The organism is Oceaniglobus roseus, from assembly GCF_002869745.1.
GTDB lineage: Bacteria > Pseudomonadota > Alphaproteobacteria > Rhodobacterales > Rhodobacteraceae > Oceaniglobus > Oceaniglobus roseus.
The window spans coordinates 1-24,900 of the sequence record NZ_PNOS01000021.1 but is presented as its reverse complement, the minus strand read 5'-3'; the positions used below and the strand labels follow the sequence as shown (position 1 = coordinate 24,900).

The window sequence follows — 24,900 nt, the reverse complement described above, 5'->3', positions numbered from 1 at the left end:
CTCTCAGGCGGCGCGGAAGCGCTGGCGCTTGATCTCGCTCTGGGCGCCGAGCGCGCTGACGAGGCTGTTGAACCGGGCGCGGGCGACTTCGCCGAACAGGTCGTGGGCGTGGTCGTTCAGCCAGAGTTCCAGCACCTTCTTCTTCGGGAACCAGCGCAGTTCCCCGAGCGAGCCGGGCTGATCGGCCGAGAACATGGCGCCGAAGCGCATGGCGCGCCCCAGGACCTCGGCCTGTGCGATCTCCTTCGGGTCCAGCAGCTCGATCATCGGCTCGAAGCGCGAGCCGCTGCGCGAGGACTTGTAGCGGTGGAGCAGCGCGAGGCCGAGGAACACCCGCTCGGAATGGGTGAGGCCGCCGAGGTTGGCGCGGGTGGCGTTGTCGAAGCAGGCCTCGTGGCGGTAGTCGGGGTGGGCGCGCCAGCTGACGTCGTGCAGCAGGCAGGCGGCGCGGATGATCCGGAGACGGCTTTCCGGCTCGGACTTGAACAGCGGCAGCAGGAACTTGTAGAGCGAGCGGCCGAAGCCCGGGAAACGGGCGTCCTTCTGCTCGGCGAAGCGGCAGGCCTCGATCAGCGGGTCGCGTTCACGAAGGGCGCGGGGCATCTGTTCGTAGAGCATTCCCTCGCGGATGCCGTAGCTGGAGATGGCGATGTCGCGCGGCTTGAAGCGGCGCACCATCTGCTTCAGCACCATGGCGGCGAGGGGGACGAGGGACATCCGCGCCTCGCCGATGCCGGTCATGGCGCGTAGGGAGTCGAGCGGCGTTTCCTCGATGTACTTCAGCGTGTCGGCGATGCCCTGCGGGGTCATGCGGTATTCGTGCTGGACGTGCAGCGGGTACTTCCGCCGCTCCATGTCGAGCCGCCCGATGGCGCGCCATGAGCCGCCGACGAGGAACATCCGCTTGTGGTCCACCCCCATCTCGGTGGCGAGGCGGTCGATGGTGTCCGCGATCTCGGCCTTCACCGCCTTCTTGCCGCCTTCGATGCCCTGCAGGCGCAGTGGCCCGAGGGCGGAGGTGAAGCGCTTGCCGACGCGGCCCTCGGCGATCTGGGCCAGCTCCATCGATGATCCGCCGATGTCGCAGACCATGCCGTAGGCGCCGGGCCAGCCGAGAAGCACGCCCTGGGCCGAGAGCCGCGCCTCCTCGCGCCCGTCGACCACCCACATCTTGAGGCCGGTTTCCGCCTCGACCTCGGCCCGGAAGGCGGGGCCGTCCGCCGCCTCGCGCATCGCCGCGGTGGCGACGACGGTCAGCGGCATGGCGCCCATGTCTTCGGCAAGGCGGCGGAAGCGTTTCAGCGCGGCCATGGCGCGGCGGCGGCCCTCGGGGTTCAGCTTGCCGGTTTCGGTGAAGCCCGCACCAAGGCCGGCCATCACCTTCTCGTTGAAGAAATAGGCGGGGGAGCGGGCGGCGCCGTCGAACACCACCATGCGGACGGAGTTCGAGCCGACGTCGACGACTCCGACCCGGCTGAGGGCGCGGCGGGTCTCGTCATTGAACAGCGGCCGACCGAACGGCCCCCAGTCCTCGGCCGGTTCCTGCATGCCGTCGTCCATCGACATTCCCCCTGGCGGTCGCGGATTGCACCCCGGACACTGACTCGGGAGGGGGGCGAGGTCAATGCAGCGGGTCGGCATGGGGGTGGCCGGGGCCTTCCGGCGGGCGGCGATCCTTGCCATGGTGGGCGCGCAGAGAGTCCGACAGGAGAAAGCCGTGGCCAAGCAATTCGATGCCCTGACCGAGGCGCATCGCGCCTTCATCGCGCAGCAGAAGATCTTCTTCGCCGCCTCCGCGGCGCCCGGCACGCGGGTCAACATCTCGCCGCGCGAGGGCGCGGCGCTCCGGATCGTGGACGGGAAGACGGCGATCTACCTCGACCGCACCGGCAGCGGGATGGAGACGGCGGCGCACCTGAGGGCGGACGGGCGGCTGACGCTGATGCTTTGCGCCGTGGAGGGGCCGCCGCTGATCCTGCGCATGTACGGGCGCGGAACCTCGCTGTTCGTCGGGACCGATGCCTTCGACGCGATGATCACGGCGCATTACGGCGAGGCGCCGCTGGGCACGCGGCAGATCGTGCGGCTCGACATCGACCTGGTGCAGACCTCCTGCGGCTACGGCGTGCCGCTGTTCGAATACGCAGGCGAGCGGCCGTCGCTGGAGAACTGGCACGAGAACAAGGGCGAGGAGGGCCTGCGCGCCTACTGGGCCGAGAAGAACGGCCGGAGCATCGACGGGCTCGACACCGGGTTCCCGGCGGCCTGAGGGTCAGGCGGGGACGATCATCGTGCGGATCTCGCCGCGCGCGGGCGGGTTCGTGATGGCGGCCGGGGCGTCCTCCAGCGTGATCGTCCGGCTGACCAGCGGCGCGAGGTTGAGGCGGCCCGAGGCGATCAGCGCGGCGGCCCGGCCCTGGGTGAAGGGGTTCAGGAAGCTCGTCATCACGTCGATCTCGCGGAACAGGAGGTCGAAGGGTTCGAGTTGCACCCTCGCGCCCTGCGGCAGCACGCCGAGGATCACGATCCGCCCGCCGTTCCGGGTCAGCGCCGGCGCGGCGGCGACGGTGTCGGGCACGCCCGCGCATTCCAGCACCAGGTCATAACCCTTCGGCGCGGCCGCCAGCGCCGCCTCGGGCGTTCCGGCGACCCTGCCGCCGAGGGCCTCCGCCAGCGTCTGCTTCTCGGCGCTGCGGGTAAGCACGGTGACGTCGGCGCCCGCAAGCCGGGCGAGTTGCTGGCACAGAAGACCGATCACCCCGCCACCCATCACCAGCACCCTCTCGCCCGCCCGGGGCGCGCCGCGGTCGATGCCGTGCAGGCAGCAGGCCAGCGGTTCGGCCATGGCGCCGTGAGTGGGATCGAGGTCCGCGGGCAGGACGAAGGCGCGGTGGGCGGGGATCGCCACCCGCTCGGCGAAACCGCCGTCGCGGTGGATGCCGATGGCGACGAGGCGCTCGCACAGGTTGACGCGCCCCCGGGCGCACTGTTCGCAGGTGCCGCAGGCGATGTTCGGGTCGCAGGTGATCCGGTCGCCGACCGCGATGCCGCCCGCGCCGGGGCCGAGCGCGGTGACGGTGCCGCAGAACTCGTGGCCGAGGGTGACGGGCGGGGTGCAGGGAAACTCTCCCCTGAAAAGGTGACGGTCGGTGCCGCAGATGCCCGCGGCCTCGACCCTGACCAGCACCTCGCCTGGCCCCGGAACGGGCGGCTCCACCTCCACGCACCCGAGATTCCCGGTGCCGAACAGCCTGACGGCCTTCATCGCCCTCTCCCCCGTTTGCATCCGAGCATCCCGGTCCGGGCGGGCGGGGTCAAGGTCGGGGGATGCCGGTTCAGTCCTCGGAGTGGGTCAGGGCCGGCACGTCGCTCGCCCCGGCCGAGCCGCGGCCCGAGAGCGAGGGGTTCTCCATGAAGAAGCGGTGGCAGCTGAACGGCGTGCCCTCGCCCTCGAAGGGAAGGCGGGCGGCGGTGCCGTCGGCGGCGATCAGCCAGCTCTGCGCCGTGTCGGCCATGTTCGCCGCCATGATCTGGCTCACGATCTGCGCCTTCACGGTGGGATTGGTGCATTCCACCAGCGTCTCGACCCGGCGCACCAGGTTCCGTCCCATCCAGTCGGCGGACGAGATGAAGACCCGCGCCTTCTTCGAGGGCAGCGCATGGCCGTTGCCGAAGCAGACGATGCGCGAGTGTTCGAGGAACCGGCCGACGATGGACTTGACGCGGATGTTCTCGGACAGGCCCTTCACCCCGGGACGCAGCCCGCAGATGCCGCGCACCACGAGGCTGATCTTCACCCCCGCCTGCGACGCGGCATAGAGCGCGTCGATCACGTCGGCGTCCACCAGCGAGTTCATCTTCGCCCAGATCGCCGCGGGCTTGCCGTTCCTGGCGTGCTCCGCCTCCTGGCCGATGCGCTCGATCAGCGAAGACTTCAGCGTCAGGGGCGAGATCGCGAGGTTTTCCAGCGTGTCGGGCTGGGCATAGCCCGAGAGATAGTTGAACACCCGCGTCGCGTCGCGCCCGAGGGCGGGGTCGCAGGTGAACAGCGACAGGTCGGTGTAGATGCGGGCGGTGATCGGGTGATAGTTGCCGGTGCCGTAGTGGGTATAGGTGACGAGCTTCGAGCCCTCGCGCCGCACCACGGTCGAGATCTTGGCATGGGTCTTGTAGTTCAGGAAGCCGTAGACGACATGGGCGCCCGCCCGCTCCAGCCGCCGCGACTGGGCGATGTTGGCGGCCTCGTCGAAGCGGGCCTTCAGCTCCACCAGCGCGGTGACCGACTTGCCCTGCTCGGCCGCGTCGCACAGCGCCTGCACGATGGGCGAGTTGCGCGAGGTGCGATAGAGGGTCTGCTTGATCGCGACGACATCGGGATCGTTCGCCGCCTGCGCGAGGAAGCGGATCACCATGTCGAAGGTCTCGTAGGGGTGGTGCAGCAGCATGTCCTTCTGGCGGATCGCCGCGAACATGTCGCCGTCGTGGTCCTGCACCCGCTCGGGCACCCGTGGCGTGAAGGAGGGCCAGAGCAGGTCGGGGCGTTCGTCCAGCACCAGCTCCTTCAGGTCCGACATGCCGATCATGCCGTCGATCTCGACCACCTCGTCCTCGCGCACGGGCAGTTCGTCCATGATGATCCGGCGCAGCGCGGCGGGCGCCCCGGCCGAGATCGTCAGGCGCACCACCTCGCCCCGCCGACGCCGTTTCAGCGCCACCTCGAACTCGCGCACCAGGTCCTCGGCCTCGTCCTCGACCTCGAGATCGCTGTCGCGCAGGACGCGGAAGGTGCAGCTGTCCTTCTCGGCATAGCCCGGATAGAGCGAGGAGATCCTGAGGAGCAGCAGCTCTTCCAGCGGCAGGAAGCGTTGCGCGCCCGGCGGGGCGGGGAGGCGGATGAAGCGGTCGATCTGCTGCGGGATCGGCAGGAGCGCGCGCAGCTTGCGCTTGTCGGCGGTGCGTTCGAGCTGGAGCGCCAGCGAATAGCCGGTGTTCGGGATGAACGGGAACGGGTGCGCCGGGTCGATGGCCAGCGGCGACAGGATCGGGAACACCTGGTCCAGGAACACCTCCTCGAGGAACTCCCGGTCGGCCCTGTCGAGTCCGTGGCGGGTCAGCAGGTGGATGTTCTCCTGCTCCAGCATCGCCTTCAGCTCGACATAGGCGGCCTGCTGGCGCTCCATCAGGCGGCGGGCGTCGACGTTGATCAGCGCCAGCTGCTCGGCCGGGGTGCGGCCGTCGGCGGCGGGGGTGGTGTTGCCCGCCTGCGCCAGCTCGCGCAGGCCCGCGACACGCACGGTGTAGAACTCGTCGAGGTTGGTCGCGCTGATCGACAGGAAGCGCAGCCGCTCCAGCAGCGGCACCCGCGGATTGCCCGCCTCTTCCAGGACGCGCCAGTTGAACTGGAGCCAGCTGAGCTCGCGGTTGAAGAAGCGTGCGGGGCCGCTCAGGTCCTCCCCGTCGAGGGGAACGGGGTCGGGGAAGGGCGCTTCGAGGAAATCGGTCAGGTTCATGGCTGCCTTCTGGGCGCTCCGGATGACGGTATGATGACAGTCACAGCGTACCCTGCTCGATCAAGTCAAGGACGCGCGCGGCGAAGGGCCGGGTGATCTGCCGCTTCTCCGCCAGCGACAGCGCGTCGATCTGCGTGACCACCTCGCGGGCGGCGGCGAAGGAGCGGTCGATGCGCAGCACCAGATAGGAGATGACGTGCGGCTCGACCGCAAGCTGGCGGTCGGCGAACAGCTTGGCGATCACCGCGGCCAGCAGCGTGTCGTCCGGCGCGTTCAGCGTCACCATGGGCGTGCCCTGCAGGCGGCTCGCGAGGTCGGGCAGGGCGATGCGCCAGCGCATGGGCGCCCCGGCGCCGGTCATCAGCAGCGTGCCGCCCTCGGCCAGACAGAGGTTGTGCAGGTGGAACAGCGCCCGCTCGGCCTCCGGATCGCCGGCGATGGCGGGCACGTCCTCGACCGCGAGGACACGGGGGGCGAGGTCGGGGATGTCGGCCGCGGCCAGGTCGCGGGCCGGGACGATCCGGGCCCCGGTCGCCGCCGCGAAGACGTGGGCGAGGTGGGTCTTGCCCGACCCCTCGTCGCCGCTGAGCACCAGCTTGCTCTGCGGCCAGTCGCGCCAGCCGTCGAGCGCGGCCAGCGCCAGCGTGTTGGAGGGCGCCACGAAGAAATCCTCGCGCCCGAGCGCGGTGACGGTCGGAAGGTCGAAGGCGAGCTGCCGTGCCATGCGCTCAGATCGTCCCGCCGTCGGGATCGTCGGGATCCTCGGTCGCACCGCGGTAGAGCGTGCTGTGCCGGTACTGCTGGAGCCCGTAGCGCACGATCACGCCAAGCGCCGCCGCCAGCGGCACCGCCACCAGCAGCCCTACGAAGCCGAAGACCGTGCCGAAGGCCGAGAGCGCGAAGAGCAGCCAGACCGGGTGCAGGCCGACGGAATCGCCGACGAGCTTCGGGGTCAGGATGTTGCCCTCGATGAACTGGCCGGACTGGAAGATCGCCCAGACCAGCAGGATCCACCACCAATCGCCCCAGAACTGGAACAGCGCCAGCCCTATGGCAAGCCCGCCGCCCACCAGCGCGCCGACGTAGGGAATGAAGGTCAGGAAGCCCGCGATGGCGCCCACGACCAGCCCGAACTGGAGCCCGGCGAGCATCAGCGCGCCCGCGTAGTAGACGCCGAGGATCAGGCAGACCGTGCCCTGGCCGCGCACGAAGGCGGCGAGGGTGTCGTCGATCTCGGAGGCGAGGCGGCGGATCGTCGGCGCGTGGTCGCGCGGCAGCAGCGCGTCGACCTTGGCCACCATGTTGTCCCAGTCGAGCAGCAGGTAGAAGGCGACGACGGGGACGATGACGAACAGCACGACGATGTTGACGAGCCCGCTGACCGAGGCCAGCACGGTGTTCAGGAGCTCGCCCCCCTTCGACTGGATCGTCTCGCCGATCCCGGCGAGCGAGCGGCGCACGGTCGAGCCTTCCTCGACCAGGTCGGGGAAGCGTTCGGTCAGGAAGCGCTGGAGGTTGGCGGCGATCTTCGGCGCGGATTCGATCAGCCCCGCCGCCTGCGAGACGAGGGTGGGGATGACGAGCAGCGCCAGCACCACGAAGAGCAGCAGCGCGACCACCGTGATCACCGTCGTCGCCGCCGCGCGCCCGAGCCCGAGCCGCTCCAGCCGGTCGGCGAGCGGGTCGAGCATGTAGGCGATGCCGCCGCCCAGCAGGAAGGGCAGGATGACGTTGCCGAGCCACCACAGAAGCAGAAGAAGCACCGCCGCGGCGATGCCCCAGTACTTCATCTGTTCGCGCACGGGCAGGGCCATCGCCACCTCTCCTGGTCCACCTCCGTTGTCTCCGATGCCGCGCGCGCGCGCAAGGGCCGGAGGGGGCGGCGAGGGGGCGGTGGGCGTGCAGGGCGATTTGACGGAAGGGGGAGCGGGCCTTGGCTGCGGCGTTCGGCGAGGTCGAGGATGGGCCGTTCGCGGCAACGAGGCCAATCATTTCGCGCGCAGGCGCATCCATCTGAAAATGAGCATGAGGGCCAGTGTCGTCACGATAAGCCCGATCAGGTCGCCAATGGCGTAGGTCACGAGCACTGCGAGCGATTGATCCGGCACGATCACCCCGGAGAAGGTGAAGGACTGGCCCAGCGAATTGATGAAAGAGGCCAGGACACCGACGATGAGCAACTTGTTCCAACGTACGCGACGCGTTCTGCTTGCCAGAAAGTCGTGCCCCAACAGCTTCACGATCCCGAATGCCAGAACTGCCGAAGAGGCACCGACGGCAACCGAGATCAGGATCACCGGGCTCAGCGCATGGATTGTGCCGGCGGGCGTGAACAGGGCCTCCGAAAGCACTGCTCCGGCGAAGAGTGGAAAGAATGCAAACCGTCCGAGGAGCCACGCCGACAGAACGCGAACGCCGTGGGGAAGATAGACCAGACTGGCGAATGGCGTGATCTCCGGGATCAGCCGCGACTGCAGCGGCGTGACCAGAAGTGCAGTCAGGCCATGCGCGAGAACATAAGCCAGGACGACCATCAGAAAGCTTTGAAGACATTTCACGGAAAACAAGTCCGGTTTTCGGCCCGAAGCTCCATACTGTCTCCGGAAGCGATCTGGATGGCGGATTGCCTGTTCAGGGGTTGGCCTGACCGCTGTCGAAGAGGTCTCTGCGCAGGACATAGGACTTGGCCTTGGTATTCTCGGCTCTGACCAGCAGACCGAGCCCGACGAGTTTGCCAACGGCGCGATAGAACGTGGCCTGTGCAACCGGCTCGAGGAGCGTATGGGAGCGCAGGACATCGGAACTGACGATGTCACCCGGCCTGCGGGAGAGGCTGTGCGCGGCAAGGATGACGTCCCGTTCGGTCCGGTTCAGACCGTCGAACCCCATATCCCGCTCGAGTTCCCTCAGCATTGTCCTGAGTTCGAAAATTGATCCGAGCGTGCCCATGCGAGACACCCTATGTCCTTTTCACAAGCCGCGCAACGCACCCCGGAAGACGGCCACGGAGCAGATTATCAATATGATAAAGTCTTGGCGTCCAAGCTGCTCCGTGGTAGCGTCCCCAAGGCACTGGTCCGTGAGTGGTGGTGTGCCTCGTATTTCAGCAGCAATGCCTCGGCGATTTGGGTCGCCGAGGTCTTTTCATTTATACTGACCGCCGGTCTTTCGACAAGCCGTTGCAGGGTTTTCCGAAGCTTTCGGCGGAACTTCCCCACAAGGCCCTCCGGCAAGCAGCTCCGGTTTCCGGCCAGATGCCGGAAACTCCGGATTGACTTTCTTCGCCGCGGCAATCGCGCTAGGCTTGAACGTCGGTTCCGGGCCGCAAGCAGACCCTCAGCTTGGTAGGCTATCCGACGGCCATTCCGGCAACCGCCCCCGCCCCACACCCGCCTCCTCTGGTCCTTTGCCGCGAAGGGCGCTAGCCATGGCGTCGCATCTGGCAGAGGAGCTGATCCATGATCCCGGTCCGCGGATATGATGGTGCGAAGGTCGCCGTGCTGGGCCTTGGCCGCTCGGGGCTGGCCACGGCGCGGGCGCTGGCGGCGGGGGGGGCGGAGGCGCTCTGCTGGGACGACAGCGCGGAGTCGCGCGCGGCGGCGGAGGCTGCGGGGCTGACGCTGCACGACCTGACCCGGGCCAATGCCTTCGAGGGCGTCTCGGCCCTGGTCGTCTCGCCCGGGATCCCGCATCTCTATCCCGCGCCGAACCCGGTGATCGCCCGCGCCTGGGAGGCGGGGGTGCCCGTCGACAACGACATCGGCCTGTTCTTCCGCTCGCTCGCCGCCGGGGAGTGGGACCAGTTCGACACGCCGCCGAAGGTGGTGGCCGTCACGGGGAGCAACGGCAAGTCCACCACCTCGGCCCTGATCCACCACATCCTGACCGAGGGCGGCCGGCCGAGCCAGCTGGCCGGCAACATCGGCCGCGGCGTTCTGGACATCGCGCCGCCGGGGGAGGGGGGCGTCGTGGTGCTGGAGCTGTCGAGCTACCAGACCGACCTCGCCCGCGCGCTGACGCCCGACATCGCCGTGCTGACCAACATCAGCCCCGACCACCTGGACCGTCACGGCGGGCTCGGCGGCTATTTCGCGGCCAAGCGTCGGCTGTTCGCCGAGGGCGGGCCGGACCGGGCGGTGATCGGCGTGGACGAGCCCGAAGGCCAGTACCTCGCGAACCAGCTGGCCGAGGCGCCGGGGGACGACCGGCTGATCCGGATCTCGGTCGAGCGGAAGCTGGCGGGGCCCGGCTGGTCGGTGCAGGCGCGGAAAGGCTTCCTGACCGAGTGGCGCAAGGGGCGGCAGGTGGCGAGCCTGGATTTGCGCGACATCAAGGGCCTGCCCGGCACCCACAACCACCAGAACGCCTGCGCCGCCTATGCCGTGGCGCGCACGCTGGGCCTGTCGCCGCGCACGATCGAGGCCGCGCTGGCCAGCTTCGCGGGCCTGCCGCACAGAAGCCAGCTGGTGGCCGAGAAGGACGGCGTGCGCTTCGTCAACGACAGCAAGGCGACCAACGTCGACAGTGCCGAGCAGGCGCTGAAAGCCTTCGCCAACATCCGCTGGATCGCCGGCGGGCTCGGCAAGGACGGCGGCATCGCGGCGCTGGCGCCCTTCCTCGGGTCGGTCCGGAAGGCCTACCTGATCGGCCATTCGGCGCGGGACTTCGCGCTGCAGCTCGGCGACACCGACCACGAGCTTTGCGGCGACATCGACACCGCCGTGGCGCGCGCGGCGGAAGAGGCGCAGCCGGGGGATACCGTGCTGCTGGCGCCCGCGGCGGCGAGTTTCGACCAGTTCCCGAACTTCGAGAAGCGCGGCGAGGCCTTCGTCGCCGCCGTTGAGCGGGTGGTGGGGGCGGGGTAGGATCCGAGGTTTTCTTCGGTACTGCGGCGTTGCGTTGGTCGAGGGTGCGGGACCGGGGCTCTGCCCCGGACCCCGGGATATTTGTGAAGCAAAGATGGGGGAGCGTGCGCGCTCCGACCTTAAGGGCGTGCTCGGGGCAGTATGACGCTGGTCCGCGTGTCTATGGCCTTGGGGCGCGGGCGCCCTATGATCGGAGCAACCGGCGCGGTCGCGCCGGGGTTGCAGCGTCCGAGCCGAGGGAATGCCGATCCGATGACACGCCAGCCGCAGACCGTCCTGCCCCGCCGCCGTCTTCTGCAGATGGGGGGTGCCGCCCTCGGGGCCGCTGCCCTCTCGCCCTTCGCGCCGCGCGCGGCGCGGGCGGCGACGCCGGTGACCTTCCAGCTCTCGTGGCTGCACTCGGTGCAGTTCGGCGGCAGCTACATCGCGCAGTCGAAGGGCTACTGGTCCGACCTCGGGCTTGACGTGGCGCTGGCGCCTGGCGGGCCGAACGCGCCGGTCGAGCCGCCGGTGGTGGCGGGCACCGCCCTGTTGGGGATCTCGGCGGCCGACTACACCGCTGCCGCGGTCGAGAACGGCGCGCCGTTCAGGATCCTTGCCGTGGCGATGCAGAAGAACCCCTTCGCCATCTCCTCGCTGCCGGACAATCCGGTGAACGTGCCGAAGGACCTGGAGGGCAAGTCGATCGGCATGGCGACGGCGAACACGCCGGTGCTGGAGGCGCTGTGCACCCTGAACGACGTCGACATCGGCAGGATCGAGGTGGTGCCGACGCAGTACGACGGCGCCCCTCTGCTGGCCGGGCAGGTGGATTGCCTCCTGTCCTGGGCCACGGATCTTCCGGTGGCGATGGCGATGAAGGGGGCCGATCCCGTGGTGATGCTGCTGGCCGACCACGGTTATGCGGTCCATTCGCAGACCTACATCGCGACCGAGGACTCCATCGCCAACCGGCGGGCCGACCTCGTGGCGCTGCTGAAGGGCGAGGTCATGGGCTGGACCGATTACCACGCCGATACCGACGCCGCCGCGGAACTGACGGTGAAGATGTTCCCCGACGCGGGGCTGGACCTTGCGACCCAGAAGCTCCAGGCCGAGAGGCAGCTGCCGCTGATGTTCACCGACCTGACCGAGCAGAACGGCTTCGGCTGGTTCACCGACGAGACGGTGGCGGCCAATGTCGAGACTCTGGCGCTGCTCGGGCGGCAGGTGAGCCCGGACCTCTGGGACCGGTCGATCCTGGAAGAGGTCCATGGCGGGGCCTGACACCCCTTCTGACGGTGCGACGGTCGATCTCCGGCTGGCGGGGATATCGAAGCGCTTCGCGGGGCCGCGGGGCGAGGTGGTGGCCGTGGTCGACGGTGTTGACCTGGACGTGCCGGGCGGCAGCACCGTGGCGCTGGTCGGGCCTTCGGGCTGCGGCAAGTCCACGCTGCTCAGGATCGCGGCGGGGCTGGAGCGTGCCGACGCCGGGGAGGTGACGCTCGGCGGCGAGAGCCCGCAGGCGCGGCGGCAGCGGGGCGAGCTGGCCGTGGCCTTCCAGGACGACGCGCTGCTGCCGTGGCGGACGCTTGCGGGCAACGTCGCGCTGGCGCGTGTGCTGGCGCGGATGCCGTCCGATCCCGAACTGGTGAACCGGCTGGTCGAGCGGGTGGGGCTCGCCGGGTTCGAGCGGCGTCGCCCGGCGGAGCTGTCGGGGGGCATGCGGCAGCGGGCGGCGATCGCGCGCTGCCTTGCCACGGCGCCGCGGGCGCTGCTGCTGGACGAGCCCTTCGGTGCCGTGGACGAGCTGACGCGGCGGCGGCTGAACCTGGAGCTGCCGCCGATCTGGGCCGAGGCGCGGGCGACGGTGCTGCTGGTCACGCATTCGGTCGTCGAGGCGGTGCTGCTGGCCGACCGCGTGGTGGTCCTGTCGCCGCGCCCCGCCCGGGTCATCCGCGACGTCGCCGTGGACCTGCCGCGGCCGCGCAAGGGCGCGATGCGGGATGCCGACGCCTTCCGCGCCGCGGTGCGCGCGGTAGAGGGCGCCTTGGCCGAGGGCGAGGCGCGGCGCGAAGGCGGTCTGGCGGCGGAATGACGCCCGCGCGCCGCGATCGGCGATGGCTGCGGGCGGTGCTCTGGCTCTGTGCTGTCCTTGGGATGTGGGAACTCGCGGCGCTGGCGCTGGACGGGCGCTACATCCTCGCCGGTCCGGTCGGGATCGCCGGGTACATGGCCGGGCATGCCGGGCTCCTGGGCCGGGCGCTGTGGGCGACGTTCCAGAGCGCGCTTCTGGGCTATCTCTGCGGCAACCTCGCCGCCGTGGCGCTGGCCGCGCTGGCGCTGCTGCTGCCGGTGTCCGAGCGTGCGGTGCGCCTGTTCTCGCTTGCCGTCTTCTGCCTGCCGCTGATCGCGACGGGGCCGATCCTGCGGGTGCTCTACGGACCCGGCATCGGGCCGCAGGTCACGCTGTCGGCGCTCGGGGTCTTCTACACCACCCTCGTACCCCTGCTGGCGGGGCTGCGCGCCGCGCCGCAGGTCTGGCTGGATCTCGTCGACAGCTACGGGCGGGGCCGATGGGCGGCGCTCCGGCACGTCCGCGGGATGGCGGCGGTGCCCTATCTCGTGGCGGGGCTCCAGATCGCGGCGCCCGCGGCGTTCCTCGGCGCGATGATCGGCGAGTTCACGGGGGCCGAGCGGGGAGTGGGGGTGCTGGCGTTGAGGGCCATGCGCAGCCTCGACGTGGAGGCGACCTGGGCGCTGGCGGCGCTGGCGGCGGCGGTGTCGATCCTGGCCTACGAGGGCGCGGGGCGGCTTGGCCGGCTGCTCTGGCCCGGTGCGCCCCCGGTGCTGCTGGTGGCGCCCGTGGTCGAGCGGCGGAGGGCGCCTTGGGTGACTTTCGCGCTGTGGCTGGCGCTGGCGGCGGCGGTGCTGCTGGTCTGGCACGGCACGATGGAGCTTTTCGGGCTGAACGCCTTCTTCGCCAAGCGGCCCGGCGACGTCTGGGCCTTCCTCGTCACCGGGGCGGGGGCGGCAGAGCACCGGGAGGTGCTGTTTGCGGCGCTCGGGCAGACGCTGGCCATGGCCGGGCCAGGCTACGTCGCGGGGCTCGCGGCCGGGGCCGTGCTGGCCGCGCTCTGCGTGCTGGCGCCGCGGGCGGCGGGGGCCGTGCTGCCGGTGGCGGTGACGCTGCGGGCGGTGCCGATCGTGACGACGGCGCCGCTGATCGTGCTGGCGCTCGGGCGGGGGGCGGCGGGAGTCGTCACCATCGTCGCGGTGATGATCTTCTTCCCGACGCTGATCGCCTGCCTGCACGGGTTGCGGCTGGTGCCGCGCCCGGTGATCGACGTGTTCGAGACCTATGCCGCGGGGCGCTGGCGGACGCTGGTCCATGCCCGGCTGCCCGCGGCGCTTCCGGCCTTCTTCGCCTCGGCGCGGATGACGGTGCCCGCGGCGATCCTTGCCGCGACGGTGGCGGAGTGGCTGGCGACGGGCACGGGGATCGGCAACCTGATGGCGCTGTCCTCCTCCACCTCCGACTACAACATGCTGTGGAGCGCGGTGGCGGTGCTGACGCTGGTCGCGGTGCTGGCCCACGGCGCAGTGGCGCTGGCAGAGCGGGCGGTCTTCGCCCGCTACGCGCCCGAGCAGCTGCGCCGCTAGGCGAGGCGGGCGAGCTGGCGCGCGACGAGGCGGGCGGTGTCCTCCCATGTCGGCAGGGCGTGGCCTGCGGCGTCGGCCGCGGCGGCGAAGGCGGTGCGGCTTTCGCGATCGCTGAGCAGGCGGCGCAGCGCCTCGGCGAAGGCGTCGGCGTCGTCGGGCGGGACCAGCAGGCCGGTGCCCTCCGGCACGGTGTCGGGCACGGCGCCCGCGGCGCAGGTGACGATGGGCAGGCCCGCCGCCAGCGCCTCGGCGAAGACCATGCCGTAGCCCTCGTAGCGGGTGGCGAGGGCAAAGAGCGTGGCAGCGGCATAGCGCGCGGCGAGCGTCTCGGGGGAAAGACTGCCGGTGAAGGCGACGCGGTCCGAGAGGCCGAGGTCGTCGCAAAGCCGCTCGAGGTCGCGGGCGCAGGCGGGATCGGTGGCGCCGCCGACGATCTCGGCCTGCCAGTCGAGGTCGGTCAGCGTGGCGAGGGCGCGCAGCAGGATGTCGTGGCCCTTGCGCGGGACCAGCTGGCCGACGGACAGGATCCGCGGCGGCTGCGGCTTCGGCGCGGTCGAGCGCGCGGGGCGCAGGATGCCCGGGCTCGCCACGGTGATCCGCTCCCCGGGCACGGCGAAATCGTCGATCAGCATCTGCGCGGTGTGCCGGCTCGGCACGATCACGTGGGACATGCGGGCGAGGTTCGCCTGCTCGGTCCGCTTCAGCCAGGCCGCGCGGTCGGGGGCCAGCCCGGTCTCGTAGGCGAGGGGATGGTGTGTGACGGAGATCATCGGCGCGCGCACCCCCGCCAGAACCTCGGGCGGGCTGGCGCCGGGCAGGAAGCCGTCGAGGATCAGGGGCCGGTCCGCAGGCACGGCGGCGAGGGCGGCGGCGGTCGCGGCGACATCCTGCGGCGATGGTTCGGGGAAGCCTGCGGGCAGGGGCAGGTGGGTCACGTCCCAGCCGATCCGGCGCAGGGCCAGCAGCAGCTGCTTCTCGTAGATGTAGCCGCCGGTCAGGGTGTCGATGTCCCCCGGGATGGCGAAGGTGGCGCTCTGCCTCATTCCTGGGCACCTCCGCGCGCCGGGGTGGGCAAGCTGACGCATGGTAACAAAAAGAACGGGAATGTCATTGGACCGGGGCGCCTTCGCACTACACATCGTGGGCGGACTCAGGGGAGGGTTACGATGCCGGACGGTTCAGGACAAGTCCGCGACACGATGGCGGATTTCGACGGGGTCGGGGCGCAGGACGCGCGGTTCGTGCCCGCGACCGCCCCCTCCGACACCGCCCCCTCCGAAATCGCCCGCCGCCGTCGCCTGATCCTGGCGCTGAACGTCGCGACCTGCGCGGTCCTGTTCGCGGCGATGCTGGGGCTGCTCTCGTTCGAGGGGATCATGGCGTCGGAATGGGCGATGCTGCTGGCCTATTCCGTGACGCTGCCCTGGCTTTCCATCGGGCTCTGGAACAGCGTGATCGGCTTCGCGCTCGACCGCCGGTACGGGCCGCGGGCCGCCGTCCATGTCGCGCCGGTGCTGGGGCGGATCGCGGGGAGCGAGCCGGTGGTGATGCGCACCGCCATCGTCATGCCGCTGCGGAACGAGGATCCGGCCGAGTCGCTCCGTCGCCTTCACGGGCTGGAGCGGGCGCTGGCGGCGACGCCCTGGGGCGCGTGCTTCGATTTCCACGTCCTGAGCGACACCGACCGCCCCGCCGTGGCCGCGGCCGAGGAGGCGGCCGTCGCCGCCCTGCGTGCGGGCCCGGCGGCGAGCCGCATCGTCTATCGACGCCGCAGCGACAACCGCGGCTACAAGGCCGGCAACATCGCCGAGTTCTTGCAGCGGCGCGGCGACGACTACGACTTCTTACTGCCGCTCGACGCCGACAGCGTCATGGGCGCGGCGACGGTGCTGCGGCTGGTGCGGGTGATGCAGGCGGCGCCGGAGCTCGGGATGCTGCAAAGCCTCGTCGCCGGGATGCCCTCGAAGACCTTCTTCACCCGCGCCTTCCAGTTCGGGATGCGCCACGGGATGCGCTCCTATACGCTCGGCTCTGCCTGGTGGCAGGCGGATTGCGGGCCGAACTGGGGGCACAACGTCCTGATCCGCACCGCGCCCTTCCGCGAACATTGCATGCTGCCGGTCCTGCCGGGCCGGGGGCCGCTTTCGGGCGACATCCTGAGCCACGACCAGCTCGAGGCGGCGATGATGCGGCGGGCGGGCTACGAGGTGCGGGGGCTGGCCGAAGAGAGCGAGAGCTACGAGGAGAACCCGCCGAGCCTGGCCGACTTCATCCGCCGCGAGCTGCGCTGGTGCAACGGCAACATGCAGTACCTGAGGCTTCTGGGTATGCCGGGGCTGAAGCCGGTCAGCCGGATCCAGCTGTATCTCGCCGTCCAGATGTATCTGGCGGCACCCGCCTGGATGGTGTTCATCGGCCTCGGCGCCTGGCTGGCAGCGTCCGGGGCACAGGTGGAGGGCACGCCGCTCTGGGCCGCGCTCGGGCTGTTCGCGGCGCTGATGGTGCTGAACCTGATGCCGAAGCTCATGGGCCTCGGGCAGATCCTGGCAGAGCGGTCGCGCGCCGCGGCCTATGGCGGGCGCGGGCAGGGGATCCGGGGCGGGCTTGCCGAGATCCTGGTCTCGATGCTGATGGCGCCGATCGTCGCCTTCGCGCTGACCCGCTTCCTGGTCGGCCTCGCCTTCGGGCGGCGCATCGGCTGGGACGCCCAGCAGCGAAGCCGCGCCCGGCTGGAATGGGGCGAGGCGGCGCGCGTGCTCTGGCCGCAGACGCTGGCGGGCGCCGCGCTTGCCCTGTGGCTCGGCCTCATGGCACCCTGGGCCATGGTCTTTGCCGCGCCGATCCTGCTGTCGCTGCTCCTCGCGGTCCCGATCGCCGTGCTGACCACGGCACCGGGCCTCAGCCGCTGGTCGATCGACAGGGGCCTGTTCGACATTCCCGAAGACCGCCACCCGGCGTCGCCCCCGCCGGTGCCCGCCCTGAACGCCATTTGAGAGGGAGAGACGCCATGAAGAGACACCTCGCCGCACCGCTGTGCCTTGCCGCCGCGCTGGCCGCGCCGCTGCCCGCCGCCGCCGAACCCGCCCGCTATGCGCTCGACCCCGAGCACATGGTGGTGGCCTTCACCGTGATGCACGCGGGTTACGCCAAGGTGCTGGGGCGCTTCGCGGACGTCGAGGGCGGCTTCACCTACGATCCCGAGACGAAGACCCTGTCCGACGTGTCGGTGAAGATCGACGCGGCCAGCGTCGACACCTTCAATGCCGCGCGGGACGAGCATGTGCGCTCGGCCGACTTCCTGGACGCAGGGGCAAATCCCGACATCACCTTCACCGCCGACGGCGGCACGCCGACCTCGGACACCACCGGCACGGTCGAGGGCGAGCTGACGATCCGCGGGGTCAGCCGGCCGGTGACGCTGGAGGTGACGCTGAACCAGCTGGCCGACTATCCCTGCTGCCACGGCAAGGAGACCATCGGCGCCTCGGCCAGGACCACGATCAACCGCAGCGATTTCGGCAGCACCTATGCGCTGCCGGTCTTCGTCGGCGACGCGGTGGAGATCATGCTGGAGTTCGAGGCGATCCGGCAGGACTGACCGGGCTCAGCCGGGAATGTCGAAGCCCCGGGGCGCCAGTTCGAACCCCTCGAACCGGAAGCCCGGAGAGACAGTGCACCCGACGAGGGTCCAGGCGCCCCGGGTCCTCGCCGATTGCCAGTGGTGCGCCGGGACCACGACCTGCGGCCGCTCCCCCCGCGCAAGGTCGGGGCCGAGAAGACGCGTCTCCGCCGGCCCCGCCTCGTCCGCCGCGATGCGCAGGGCAAGCGGGTCGCCCGCGTGGAAGTGCCAGATCTCGGCGGCGTCGACCCGGTGCCAGTGGCTGGTCTGGTCGGCGGTCAGCAGGAAGTAGATGCAGGTTCCGGAAGGTCGGGGCGTGCCGCCCTCGCTCCAGGTCTCGCGGTACCAACCCCCCTCGGGGTGGGGGGCGAGGTCGAGGAGGGTGATGATCTCGTCCGCGGTCATCCCTTCAGCGCGGCTTCCACCTGGCGCGTCATCTCGGCCGACATCGGCTCGGTGTTGGACCCGAAGGTCGCCAGGACCCGGCCGTCGCGGCCGACCAGCACCTTGTTGAAGTTCCAACGCGGCTGGAAATCGGTGTTCTGCCGCACCCACTGGTAGAAGGGATGCGCCTTGGCCCCCTTCACCGGGGTGATGTCGGTCATCGGCAGGGTGAGGTCGTAGTTGATCGCGCAGAAGTCCTTCACCTCCTCGGCGGTGGCGAGTTCCTGGTTGAAGTCGTCCGAGGGGACTGCCAGCACCACCAGTCCCTTGTCGCGGTAGGTGTCGTAGAGGGTCTGCAGCCCCTCGTACTGCGGGGTATAGCCGCAACGCGAGGCGGTGTTGACCACGAGCACCGGCTGCCCGCTCCATTGCGCGAGCGACAGCGTGCCGCCGTCGATCGAGACGAATGGCGCATCGCGGTCCGGACTGGCCGCGAGGGCAGGGGCGGCGACGAAAGCGGCAAAGACGGGGGCAAGGGCGAAGAGCAGGGCGCGCATCGGAATTCCTTTCGGGAACGGCATCGCGGACAGGCACGTTACAGGGCGGAAGGGAGTTTCGCGGCGGCAAAAGTCAAGGCGGGGCGGGGAACCGCGGGGCGCGTCACGGGCTTGTGACGTCAAAGAACCGAACGCTTTGCAAAGGATACCGCGATGACATTCCGCTTCCCCGCCGCCCTCGGCCTGGCCCTCTGCGTGGCGCTGCCTGCCGGGGCGCAGCAGACGACCGACAGCTCGACGGGCGACCAGGTCAACGACCAGACCACCGCCACCATCCAGGCCGATCCGCCGAGCGCGGGCGACAGCGGCAGCGCGTCCGGCGACACCTCCTCCGCGACCGGCACCGCCGACCAGAACGCGACCGGCGACACCTCCGCGACCGCATCCGGCAGCGACAGCGCGACGCCCTCCACCGGCTCGCAGGCGGCGACCACGGAACCGGCCGCCGGTACCTCGACCGCGCCCGCCAGCCCCGGCGCGGACACGCCGATGGTCTCCGGCCTCGTGCGCGCGACGAGCCTCCTGGACGGCAACGTCTACGTCTCGCAGGACGCCGACGGCAACGCCACCGACTGGACCGTGGGCGAGCCGCTGCTGGACGTCCCGGCCGAGTGGAAGGACGTGGGCGAGATCGAGGACCTGGCGCTGAACCCGAACGGCCAGCTGGAAGGGCTGGTGGTGGAAGTCGGCGGTTTCCTCGGGATCGGCCGCACCGTGGTTCTGGTGCCCGCGCAGGAAGTGCGCTCGGTCCGTGTCGGCAACGCGCTCTATTTCCTCACCCGGATGTCCGAGGACCAGCTGAAGGCGCTGCCGAAGGTCGACGACACGATGTGGGAAGACTGACGGTTGCCGCCGCCGGTAGGATGGGTGATATCACCCATCCTACGTCCGGAAACGCTCTTGGGGCAGTCAAACGACCCTGCGCATTCTCGCGGATACTCCTCAGCGTGGACGGAACGCGTCCTGCGTCACCGCGCCGACCGCCGCGCCCGTCGCCGTCGTCACGACCTTCACGGGCAGGGTAACGACCGCGCAACCCGCCAGGAGCAGGAGCGTCGCCAGAGCGGCGGCACGGCATGGCAGGCGGCACATCCTCCTCCCTCGTCGCTTCCGTCGTCGCCGTCCGCGCGTGTCCGCACTGCATCCTCAATGTCGGTTCGTGCGAACGATCCTGGGCCAGGGCCGGGTAGGATGGGTGATATCACCCATCCTACGTCGCGGCCCGGCGCCCGAGGGTCGGCCCGAGGTCCTCAGCCACGCAGGATCGAGGTGCCGGCGAAGACGGCGGTCTCGCCCAGCATCTCCTCGATCCGGATCAGCTGGTTGTACTTCGCCAGCCGGTCGGAGCGGGCCAGCGAGCCGGTCTTGATCTGGCCGCAGTTCGTCGCCACGGCGAGGTCGGCGATGGTCGCATCCTCCGTCTCGCCCGAGCGGTGGGACATCACGTTGGTATAGCGCGCGCGGTGCGCCATATCGACGGCCTTGAGCGTCTCCGACAGCGTGCCGATCTGGTTGACCTTCACCAGCATCGAGTTCGCGCAGCCCGCCCTGATCCCCTCGGCCAGCCGCTTCGGGTTGGTCACGAACAGGTCGTCGCCCACCAGCTGCACCTTCGCGCCCAGTTCGTCGGTCAGCATCCTCCAGCCGTCCCAGTCGTCCTCGGACATGCCGTCCTCGATGCTGATGATCGGATAGTCCGCGACGAGCTTCGCGAGATAGGCGACGTTCTCTTCCGAGGAGAGCGAGGCGCCTTCGCCCTTCATCTCGTACTTTCCATCACGGTAGTACTCGGTCGCCGCGCAATCCATGGCGAGGTAGATGTCCTGGCCCGGGGTGTAGCCCGCCTTCTCGATGGACTTCAGGATGAAGTCGAGCGCGTCGCGGGTGCTCTGGAGTTCCGGCGCGAAGCCGCCCTCGTCGCCGAGGCCGGTGGACATGCCCGCCGCCGACAGCTCCTTCTTCAGGGTGTGGAACACTTCCGAGCCCATGCGCACCGCCTCGCGGATGTCCTCGGCCGCGACCGGCATGATCATGAATTCCTGGATGTCGATCGGGTTGTCGGCGTGTTCGCCGCCGTTGATGATGTTCATCATCGGCACCGGCAGGGTGCGGGCCGCGGTGCCGCCGACGTAGCGGAACAGGGGCTGCGAGGTGAAATCGGCCGCCGCCTTGGCGCAGGCGAGCGAGACGCCGAGGATCGCGTTGGCGCCGAGGCGGCCCTTGTTGTCCGACCCGTCGATCTCGATCATCGTGGCGTCGATCGCTTCCTGCTCGGTCGCGTCCATGCCGATGAGGCCTTCGGCCAGCTCGCCGTTCACGGCGGCGACGGCGCCCAGCACGCCCTTGCCCATGTAGCGGCCCTTGTCGCCATCCCGCCGCTCGACCGCCTCGTGGGCGCCGGTGGATGCGCCCGAGGGCACGGCGGCGCGGCCCATGGTGCCATCCTCGAGGATCACGTCGACCTCGACCGTGGGATTGCCCCGGCTGTCGAGGATCTCGCGGCCGATGATGTCGATAATGGTGCTCATGTCTTGCTCCAGCGCTGTTTGGGCGTCGGCGCCTCTATAGCAGGGCGGCCGACGGGAAGGAACCGGCATGGCGGCGCGGCGCGATGCAACTTCTGCCCCGCCTGCGGCGTTATGGCGGCGACTTGGATCGACAGGAACGAGGGCAGGACAGACCATGGCAGAGGGCAAGATCGTGGTCCTCCTCAACCCCAATTCCGGCAAGGAGAGAGGCGGCGCGATCTCCGAGGAACTCGCCGGGCTGTTCCGCGACCGGGGCGTCGAGGCCGACATCCGCACGCTGCGCAAGGGCGACGACCTTCCGGGCCGGGTCCGCAGCGCGGTCGAGGACGGCGCCGCCATCGTGGTGGCGGGCGGCGGCGACGGCACCATCTGCGGCGTGGCCGAGGGGCTGGCGGACACCGGCGTGCCCATGGGCGTGCTGCCGCTTGGCACCTTCAACTACTTCGCCCGGTCGCTGGATATCCCGGAAGAGCTGGAGCAGGCGGTCGAGGTGATCGTCAACGGCCGGGCGTCGAAGGTGCGCACCGGGACGATCAACGGGCGGCTGTTCCTGAACAACACCTCCATCGGCCGCTATCCCGAGATCCTGGAGACGCGCGAGGGCGTCTACAAGAAGTGGGGCCGCTCGCGCATCGCCGCCTACTGGTCGGTGCTGAAGGTGCTGCTGACCCTGCGCCGCCCGCTGTCGCTGACGATCGACGCCGACGGCGAGAGGACGACCCTCCGCACGCCGCTCGTCTTCGTGCTGAACAACGCCTTCCAGATGGAGCAGCAGGGGCTGAAGGGTGTCGAGGCGCTGAAGGAGGGGAAGCTCGCCATGTACCTCTCGCCCGATGCCGGACGCTGGGGACTGATCCGCCAGGCGCTGGCCATCGCCATGGGCATGGCCGAGGAGAAGCGCGATTTCATCCTGCTGACCGCGACATCCTTCGAGATCCGCTGCCGCCGCCGCAGCCAGAAGGTCGCGCTCGACGGCGAGCGGCTGCGGCTCGACTCGCCGCTGAAGATCGAGGCGCATCTCGACGCGTTGCAGGTGATGGTTCCGCCCGAACTCGACCTGGAGATCCGATGAAGCGACTCGTCCACCTGTCCGACCTCCACTTCGGGCGCGACCGTCCCGAGCTGGTGAAGGCCCTCGCGCACCGGATCAACGACCTCGCCCCCGACATGGTGGCGATCTCGGGCGATCTGACCCAGCGGGCGCGGAACAGCCAGTTCGAGGCGGCACGCGCCTTCATCGACATGCTGGCGCCGCCGGTGCTGTCGGTGCCGGGCAATCACGACGTGCCGCTCGACAACCTCTACATGCGCCTCGTCGCGCCCTGGCGCCGCTATCGCCGCTGGATCGCGCAGGAGCTGGAGCCCGCGCATGTCGACGACGAGGTGATGATCATCGGCATCAACACGGTGAACCGCTTCAACTGGCAGCGGGGCTGGTTCACCAAGAGCGACATCCGGAGGGTGCGCGCCAGTTTCGAGGGCGACAAGAGCCGCATCCGCATCCTCGTCGTGCACCATCCGCTGGAACACCTGCCCGGGGAAAGCAAGCAGCTGATGAAGGGCTCGGCCGAGGCGCTGGAGGCGCTGGCCTCCTGCGGCACCGACATCGTGCTCTCGGGCCACCTGCACAGCTGGTCCGCCGCGCCCTATGCCGAGGTGACGGACCGCCACTCGATGCTCCAGGTGCAGGCGGGCACCGGCCTGTCGACGCGGGTCAGGGGCGAGGAGAACGATTTCAACCTGCTGACGCTGAAATCCGGCATGGTGCGGGTCGAACGCTTCGTCGCCGATGCGGAAGGGCGCGACTATGTCCCGCAGCGCGCCGCGGCCTTCCGGCTCGGGCCCGCGGGCTGGCAGGCGAACGGCGGCTAGCCGCGCTTCTTCGGCACGCCGAACAGCTCCATCCGGTGGCCCTTGAGGTCATAGCCGAGCTTCGCCGCGATCTTCTCCTGCAGGGCCTCGATCTCGGGATCGACGAACTCGATCACCGCGCCGGTGGTCAGGTCGATCAGGTGGTCGTGGTGGTCGCGCTCGGCATCCTCGTAGCGGGCGCGCCCGTCGCCGAACTCCAGCTTCTCGAGGATGCCCGCCTCCTCGAACAGCTTCACCGTGCGGTAGACCGTGGCGAGCGAGATGCGCGGATCCCGCTCGGACGCGCGGGCGTAGAGGACTTCGACATCGGGGTGGTCGGCCGAATCCTCCAGCACCGACGCGATGGTGCGCCGCTGTTCCGTCATGCGCAGGCCCTTGCCCTCGCAGCGGTCTATGATGGTGTCGCCCATGGCGCGTTCCGGCGGAGGTTCCGTGTCCGAAGGGTCTAGCGGATACGGCGCGCCCGCTCCACCCAAATCTGCCCGGCCATCCGCCGCGCTCCGCCGTCAGAGCGTCAGCCGCCCCTCCATCACCTTCACCGCCCGCCCCGAGATGCGGACAGAGCGGCAAAGCCCGTCCACCACCTCGGTGTCGACGCGGATCCGGCTGGGCCGGCCCATCTCGACCCCCTGGTCGATCAGCAGGGTCAGGCTCTGCCCCTCGAGCTGCGTCAGGTAGGCGCCAAGGGCGGCGGCGGCGCTGCCGGTGGCGGGATCCTCGATGATGTTGTCGAGCGGCGCGAACATCCGCGCCTTCACCGCCGCGCCGTCGCGGACGTAGTAGAGCACGGCGAAATGCAGTTCCGCCGGATAGGCCGCGGCGCCCCTCCGGAACGCCTCGGCATCGGGGGAGATGGCGGCCAGGGCATCGGCATCTGTCAGTTCCGCCAGCACGAAGGGCAGGCCAAGCCCGGCCTGCACCGGCAGGTGGCGGTCGGTGCGGATCTGCCCGGCGAGAAGCCCGCCGCAGGCCGCGACATCCGCGAGGTCCGGGTGGGCATCGACCACCAGGGGGCGGCTGGTGGTGAAGCGCGCCTCGCCCTCCTCGATCGCGCAGGGGATCGGCCCGACGCCGACCTCCAGCACCAGCTCGCTTCCGCGCCCGAGGTCGTGCAGCGCGGTTGCGGTGCCGATCAGGGGATGGCCGGCAAAGGGGATCTCCGTGGTCGGGGTGAAGATCCGAACCCGCGCGGTGTGCGCGGGGTCTTCCGGCGGAAAGACGAAGGTCGTCTCGGAGAAATTGAACTCCCGCGCGATCCTCTGAAGCTGATCCTCCGCCAGCCCCCGCGCGTCGGTGATGACCGCGAGCGGGTTGCCGCCGAAGGCTTCGGAGGTGAACACGTCGTAGACGCGGTAATCGGTCATCCTGTCCGGTCCTTTGCGGTCGCGGCTTCCGTCGGCAAGTCCTGTCTGTTCCCTGCCGGAGACACTCAGACCCGACCGCGCAGCCGGATGCAACGCCGATCTGCCGGACGGTACCCGTTCCGCCCTACAGCGTGTAGAGCGGCGGCTTGCCCTGGGCCTCGTGGATGTCGTTCACATGGGCGCGGGACACGTTCAGCCGCTGGGCGAGGCGGTCCAGGAACTCGGCCTCCGCGCGGTTGTCGGGGTCGATCGCCATCAGGGCGGCGGCGTAGATCTCGACCTCCATGCCGCCGGGCACGTCGCGGGCCAGCGCCTCCACGTCCACGGGCGCGGCCATGGCCTGCTCCAGGAAGGCGCGGTCGGAAGGGTCGGTCTCGTCCAGCACCTCGAACAGCGCCTCGCGCTCGTTCGCGTCGATCTCGCCGTCGGCCTTGGCCGCCATCACCATGGCGCGGATCACGAGGCCCGCCTCGGCTTCCGAGGCCACGGGCTTCGTGGTGTCGAGCAGCCCCTGCATCTTCCTCGCTCCGGCCGCGCCGCCGGTGGCGCCCGCGAGGCC

Annotated in this window: 25 protein-coding genes; 10 read left to right on the top strand and 15 right to left on the bottom strand. The window is 70.1% G+C overall.

Features of this window, described 5'->3' with window-relative positions; genetic code table 11:
* Positions 1-3 precede the first annotated feature (3 nt).
* Positions 4-1,560 (bottom strand): Ppx/GppA family phosphatase, encoded by a 1,557-nt coding sequence (locus A7B20_RS11735; protein ID WP_245866846.1) that lies wholly within the window; start codon positions 1,558-1,560, stop codon positions 4-6.
* A gap of 157 nt (positions 1,561-1,717) precedes the next feature.
* On the opposite strand from A7B20_RS11735, the gene A7B20_RS11730 reads away from it, so the two are divergent.
* The gene (locus A7B20_RS11730) at positions 1,718-2,269 is read left to right on the top strand and encodes a pyridoxamine 5'-phosphate oxidase family protein (RefSeq protein WP_102108820.1); all 552 of its coding nucleotides are present in this window, start codon (positions 1,718-1,720) and stop codon (positions 2,267-2,269) included.
* Between the two features lie 3 nt (positions 2,270-2,272).
* Here A7B20_RS11730 and A7B20_RS11725 read toward each other — a convergent pair whose 3' ends face one another.
* From A7B20_RS11725 to A7B20_RS11700, 6 genes are all read right to left on the bottom strand, one after another.
* A complete protein-coding gene (locus A7B20_RS11725; RefSeq protein WP_102108772.1) occupies positions 2,273-3,265 on the bottom strand; it encodes a zinc-dependent alcohol dehydrogenase family protein in 993 nt (330 codons plus the stop codon).
* Positions 3,266-3,335: 70 nt separating this feature from the next.
* Positions 3,336-5,510: an RNA degradosome polyphosphate kinase gene (locus A7B20_RS11720; RefSeq protein WP_102108771.1), complete on the bottom strand. Its 2,175-nt coding sequence runs from the start codon at positions 5,508-5,510 to the stop codon at positions 3,336-3,338.
* A 40-nt stretch (positions 5,511-5,550) separates the two neighbouring features.
* Entirely contained in the window at positions 5,551-6,234 is a 684-nt protein-coding gene (locus A7B20_RS11715; RefSeq protein WP_102108770.1) for an HdaA/DnaA family protein, read from the bottom strand.
* Between the two features lie 4 nt (positions 6,235-6,238).
* Positions 6,239-7,324: an AI-2E family transporter gene (locus A7B20_RS11710; RefSeq protein WP_102108769.1), complete on the bottom strand. Its 1,086-nt coding sequence runs from the start codon at positions 7,322-7,324 to the stop codon at positions 6,239-6,241.
* A gap of 174 nt (positions 7,325-7,498) precedes the next feature.
* Positions 7,499-8,044 (bottom strand): hypothetical protein, encoded by a 546-nt coding sequence (locus A7B20_RS11705; RefSeq protein WP_102108768.1) that lies wholly within the window; start codon positions 8,042-8,044, stop codon positions 7,499-7,501.
* A gap of 97 nt (positions 8,045-8,141) precedes the next feature.
* Positions 8,142-8,459, bottom strand: a complete 318-nt coding sequence (locus A7B20_RS11700) for a hypothetical protein (protein WP_102108767.1) — start codon at positions 8,457-8,459, stop codon at positions 8,142-8,144.
* Between the two features lie 509 nt (positions 8,460-8,968).
* On the opposite strand from A7B20_RS11700, the gene murD reads away from it, so the two are divergent.
* The 4 genes from murD to A7B20_RS11680 all read left to right on the top strand — a co-directional run bounded on the left by murD (position 8,969) and on the right by A7B20_RS11680 (position 14,017).
* The gene (murD, locus tag A7B20_RS11695; RefSeq protein WP_102108766.1) at positions 8,969-10,375 is read left to right on the top strand and encodes a UDP-N-acetylmuramoyl-L-alanine--D-glutamate ligase; all 1,407 of its coding nucleotides are present in this window, start codon (positions 8,969-8,971) and stop codon (positions 10,373-10,375) included.
* A 252-nt stretch (positions 10,376-10,627) separates the two neighbouring features.
* Positions 10,628-11,641: an ABC transporter substrate-binding protein gene (locus A7B20_RS11690; RefSeq protein WP_102108765.1), complete on the top strand. Its 1,014-nt coding sequence runs from the start codon at positions 10,628-10,630 to the stop codon at positions 11,639-11,641.
* Entirely contained in the window at positions 11,628-12,452 is an 825-nt protein-coding gene (locus A7B20_RS11685) for an ABC transporter ATP-binding protein (RefSeq protein WP_102108764.1), read from the top strand. The genes A7B20_RS11690 and A7B20_RS11685 overlap by 14 nt, the downstream gene beginning before the upstream one ends.
* Positions 12,453-12,514: 62 nt before the next feature.
* Positions 12,515-14,017 (top strand): ABC transporter permease, encoded by a 1,503-nt coding sequence (locus A7B20_RS11680; RefSeq protein ID WP_245866843.1) that lies wholly within the window; start codon positions 12,515-12,517, stop codon positions 14,015-14,017.
* On the opposite strand, the gene A7B20_RS11675 is transcribed toward A7B20_RS11680, so the two are convergent.
* On the bottom strand, positions 14,014-15,060 hold the full coding sequence (locus tag A7B20_RS11675) for a glycosyltransferase family 4 protein (RefSeq protein WP_102108762.1): 1,047 nt from the start codon (positions 15,058-15,060) through the stop codon (positions 14,014-14,016). The two genes, A7B20_RS11680 and A7B20_RS11675, sit on opposite strands and share 4 nt — an antisense overlap.
* Before the next feature lie 123 nt (positions 15,061-15,183).
* Here A7B20_RS11675 and mdoH point away from each other — a divergent pair, with 123 nt between their 5' ends.
* Together mdoH and A7B20_RS11665 are read left to right on the top strand one after the other, a co-directional pair.
* Positions 15,184-17,010 carry a glucans biosynthesis glucosyltransferase MdoH gene (gene mdoH / locus A7B20_RS11670; protein ID WP_245866842.1) on the top strand — a complete coding sequence of 609 codons (1,827 nt, stop codon included), beginning with the start codon at positions 15,184-15,186 and terminating at the stop codon, positions 17,008-17,010.
* A 14-nt stretch (positions 17,011-17,024) separates the two neighbouring features.
* Entirely contained in the window at positions 17,025-17,615 is a 591-nt protein-coding gene (locus A7B20_RS11665; RefSeq protein ID WP_102108760.1) for a YceI family protein, read from the top strand.
* Between the two features lie 6 nt (positions 17,616-17,621).
* On the opposite strand, the gene A7B20_RS11660 is transcribed toward A7B20_RS11665, so the two are convergent.
* Positions 17,622-18,041, bottom strand: coding sequence for a cupin domain-containing protein (locus A7B20_RS11660; protein WP_102108759.1), 420 nt, complete (start codon positions 18,039-18,041; stop codon positions 17,622-17,624).
* A complete protein-coding gene (locus A7B20_RS11655) occupies positions 18,038-18,577 on the bottom strand; it encodes a glutathione peroxidase (RefSeq protein WP_102108758.1) in 540 nt (179 codons plus the stop codon). The genes A7B20_RS11660 and A7B20_RS11655 overlap by 4 nt, the downstream gene beginning before the upstream one ends.
* Positions 18,578-18,730: 153 nt before the next feature.
* On the opposite strand from A7B20_RS11655, the gene A7B20_RS11650 reads away from it, so the two are divergent.
* Positions 18,731-19,420, top strand: coding sequence for a PRC-barrel domain-containing protein (locus tag A7B20_RS11650; RefSeq protein WP_102108757.1), 690 nt, complete (start codon positions 18,731-18,733; stop codon positions 19,418-19,420).
* Between the two features lie 99 nt (positions 19,421-19,519).
* Here A7B20_RS11650 and A7B20_RS21275 read toward each other — a convergent pair whose 3' ends face one another.
* Positions 19,520-19,669, bottom strand: coding sequence for a hypothetical protein (locus A7B20_RS21275; RefSeq protein WP_157937667.1), 150 nt, complete (start codon positions 19,667-19,669; stop codon positions 19,520-19,522).
* A 158-nt stretch (positions 19,670-19,827) separates the two neighbouring features.
* Complete coding sequence (gene eno, locus A7B20_RS11645) at positions 19,828-21,105, bottom strand: phosphopyruvate hydratase (protein WP_102108756.1); 1,278 nt, start codon at positions 21,103-21,105, stop codon at positions 19,828-19,830.
* Positions 21,106-21,259: 154 nt separating this feature from the next.
* Here eno and A7B20_RS11640 point away from each other — a divergent pair, with 154 nt between their 5' ends.
* Positions 21,260-22,177, top strand: a complete 918-nt coding sequence (locus A7B20_RS11640; RefSeq protein ID WP_157937666.1) for a diacylglycerol/lipid kinase family protein — start codon at positions 21,260-21,262, stop codon at positions 22,175-22,177.
* The gene (locus A7B20_RS11635) at positions 22,174-22,977 is read left to right on the top strand and encodes a metallophosphoesterase family protein (RefSeq protein ID WP_102108754.1); all 804 of its coding nucleotides are present in this window, start codon (positions 22,174-22,176) and stop codon (positions 22,975-22,977) included. The genes A7B20_RS11640 and A7B20_RS11635 overlap by 4 nt, the downstream gene beginning before the upstream one ends.
* On the opposite strand, the gene A7B20_RS11630 is transcribed toward A7B20_RS11635, so the two are convergent.
* The 3 genes from A7B20_RS11630 to A7B20_RS11620 all read right to left on the bottom strand — a co-directional run.
* Positions 22,974-23,387: a Fur family transcriptional regulator gene (locus A7B20_RS11630; RefSeq protein WP_102108753.1), complete on the bottom strand. Its 414-nt coding sequence runs from the start codon at positions 23,385-23,387 to the stop codon at positions 22,974-22,976. The genes A7B20_RS11635 and A7B20_RS11630 overlap by 4 nt on opposite strands.
* Positions 23,388-23,483: 96 nt before the next feature.
* On the bottom strand, positions 23,484-24,341 hold the full coding sequence (locus A7B20_RS11625; RefSeq protein ID WP_102108752.1) for a PhzF family phenazine biosynthesis protein: 858 nt from the start codon (positions 24,339-24,341) through the stop codon (positions 23,484-23,486).
* A 124-nt stretch (positions 24,342-24,465) separates the two neighbouring features.
* On the bottom strand, positions 24,466-24,900 hold a 435-nt coding region (locus tag A7B20_RS11620; protein ID WP_102108751.1), incomplete at its 5' end, for a tellurite resistance TerB family protein.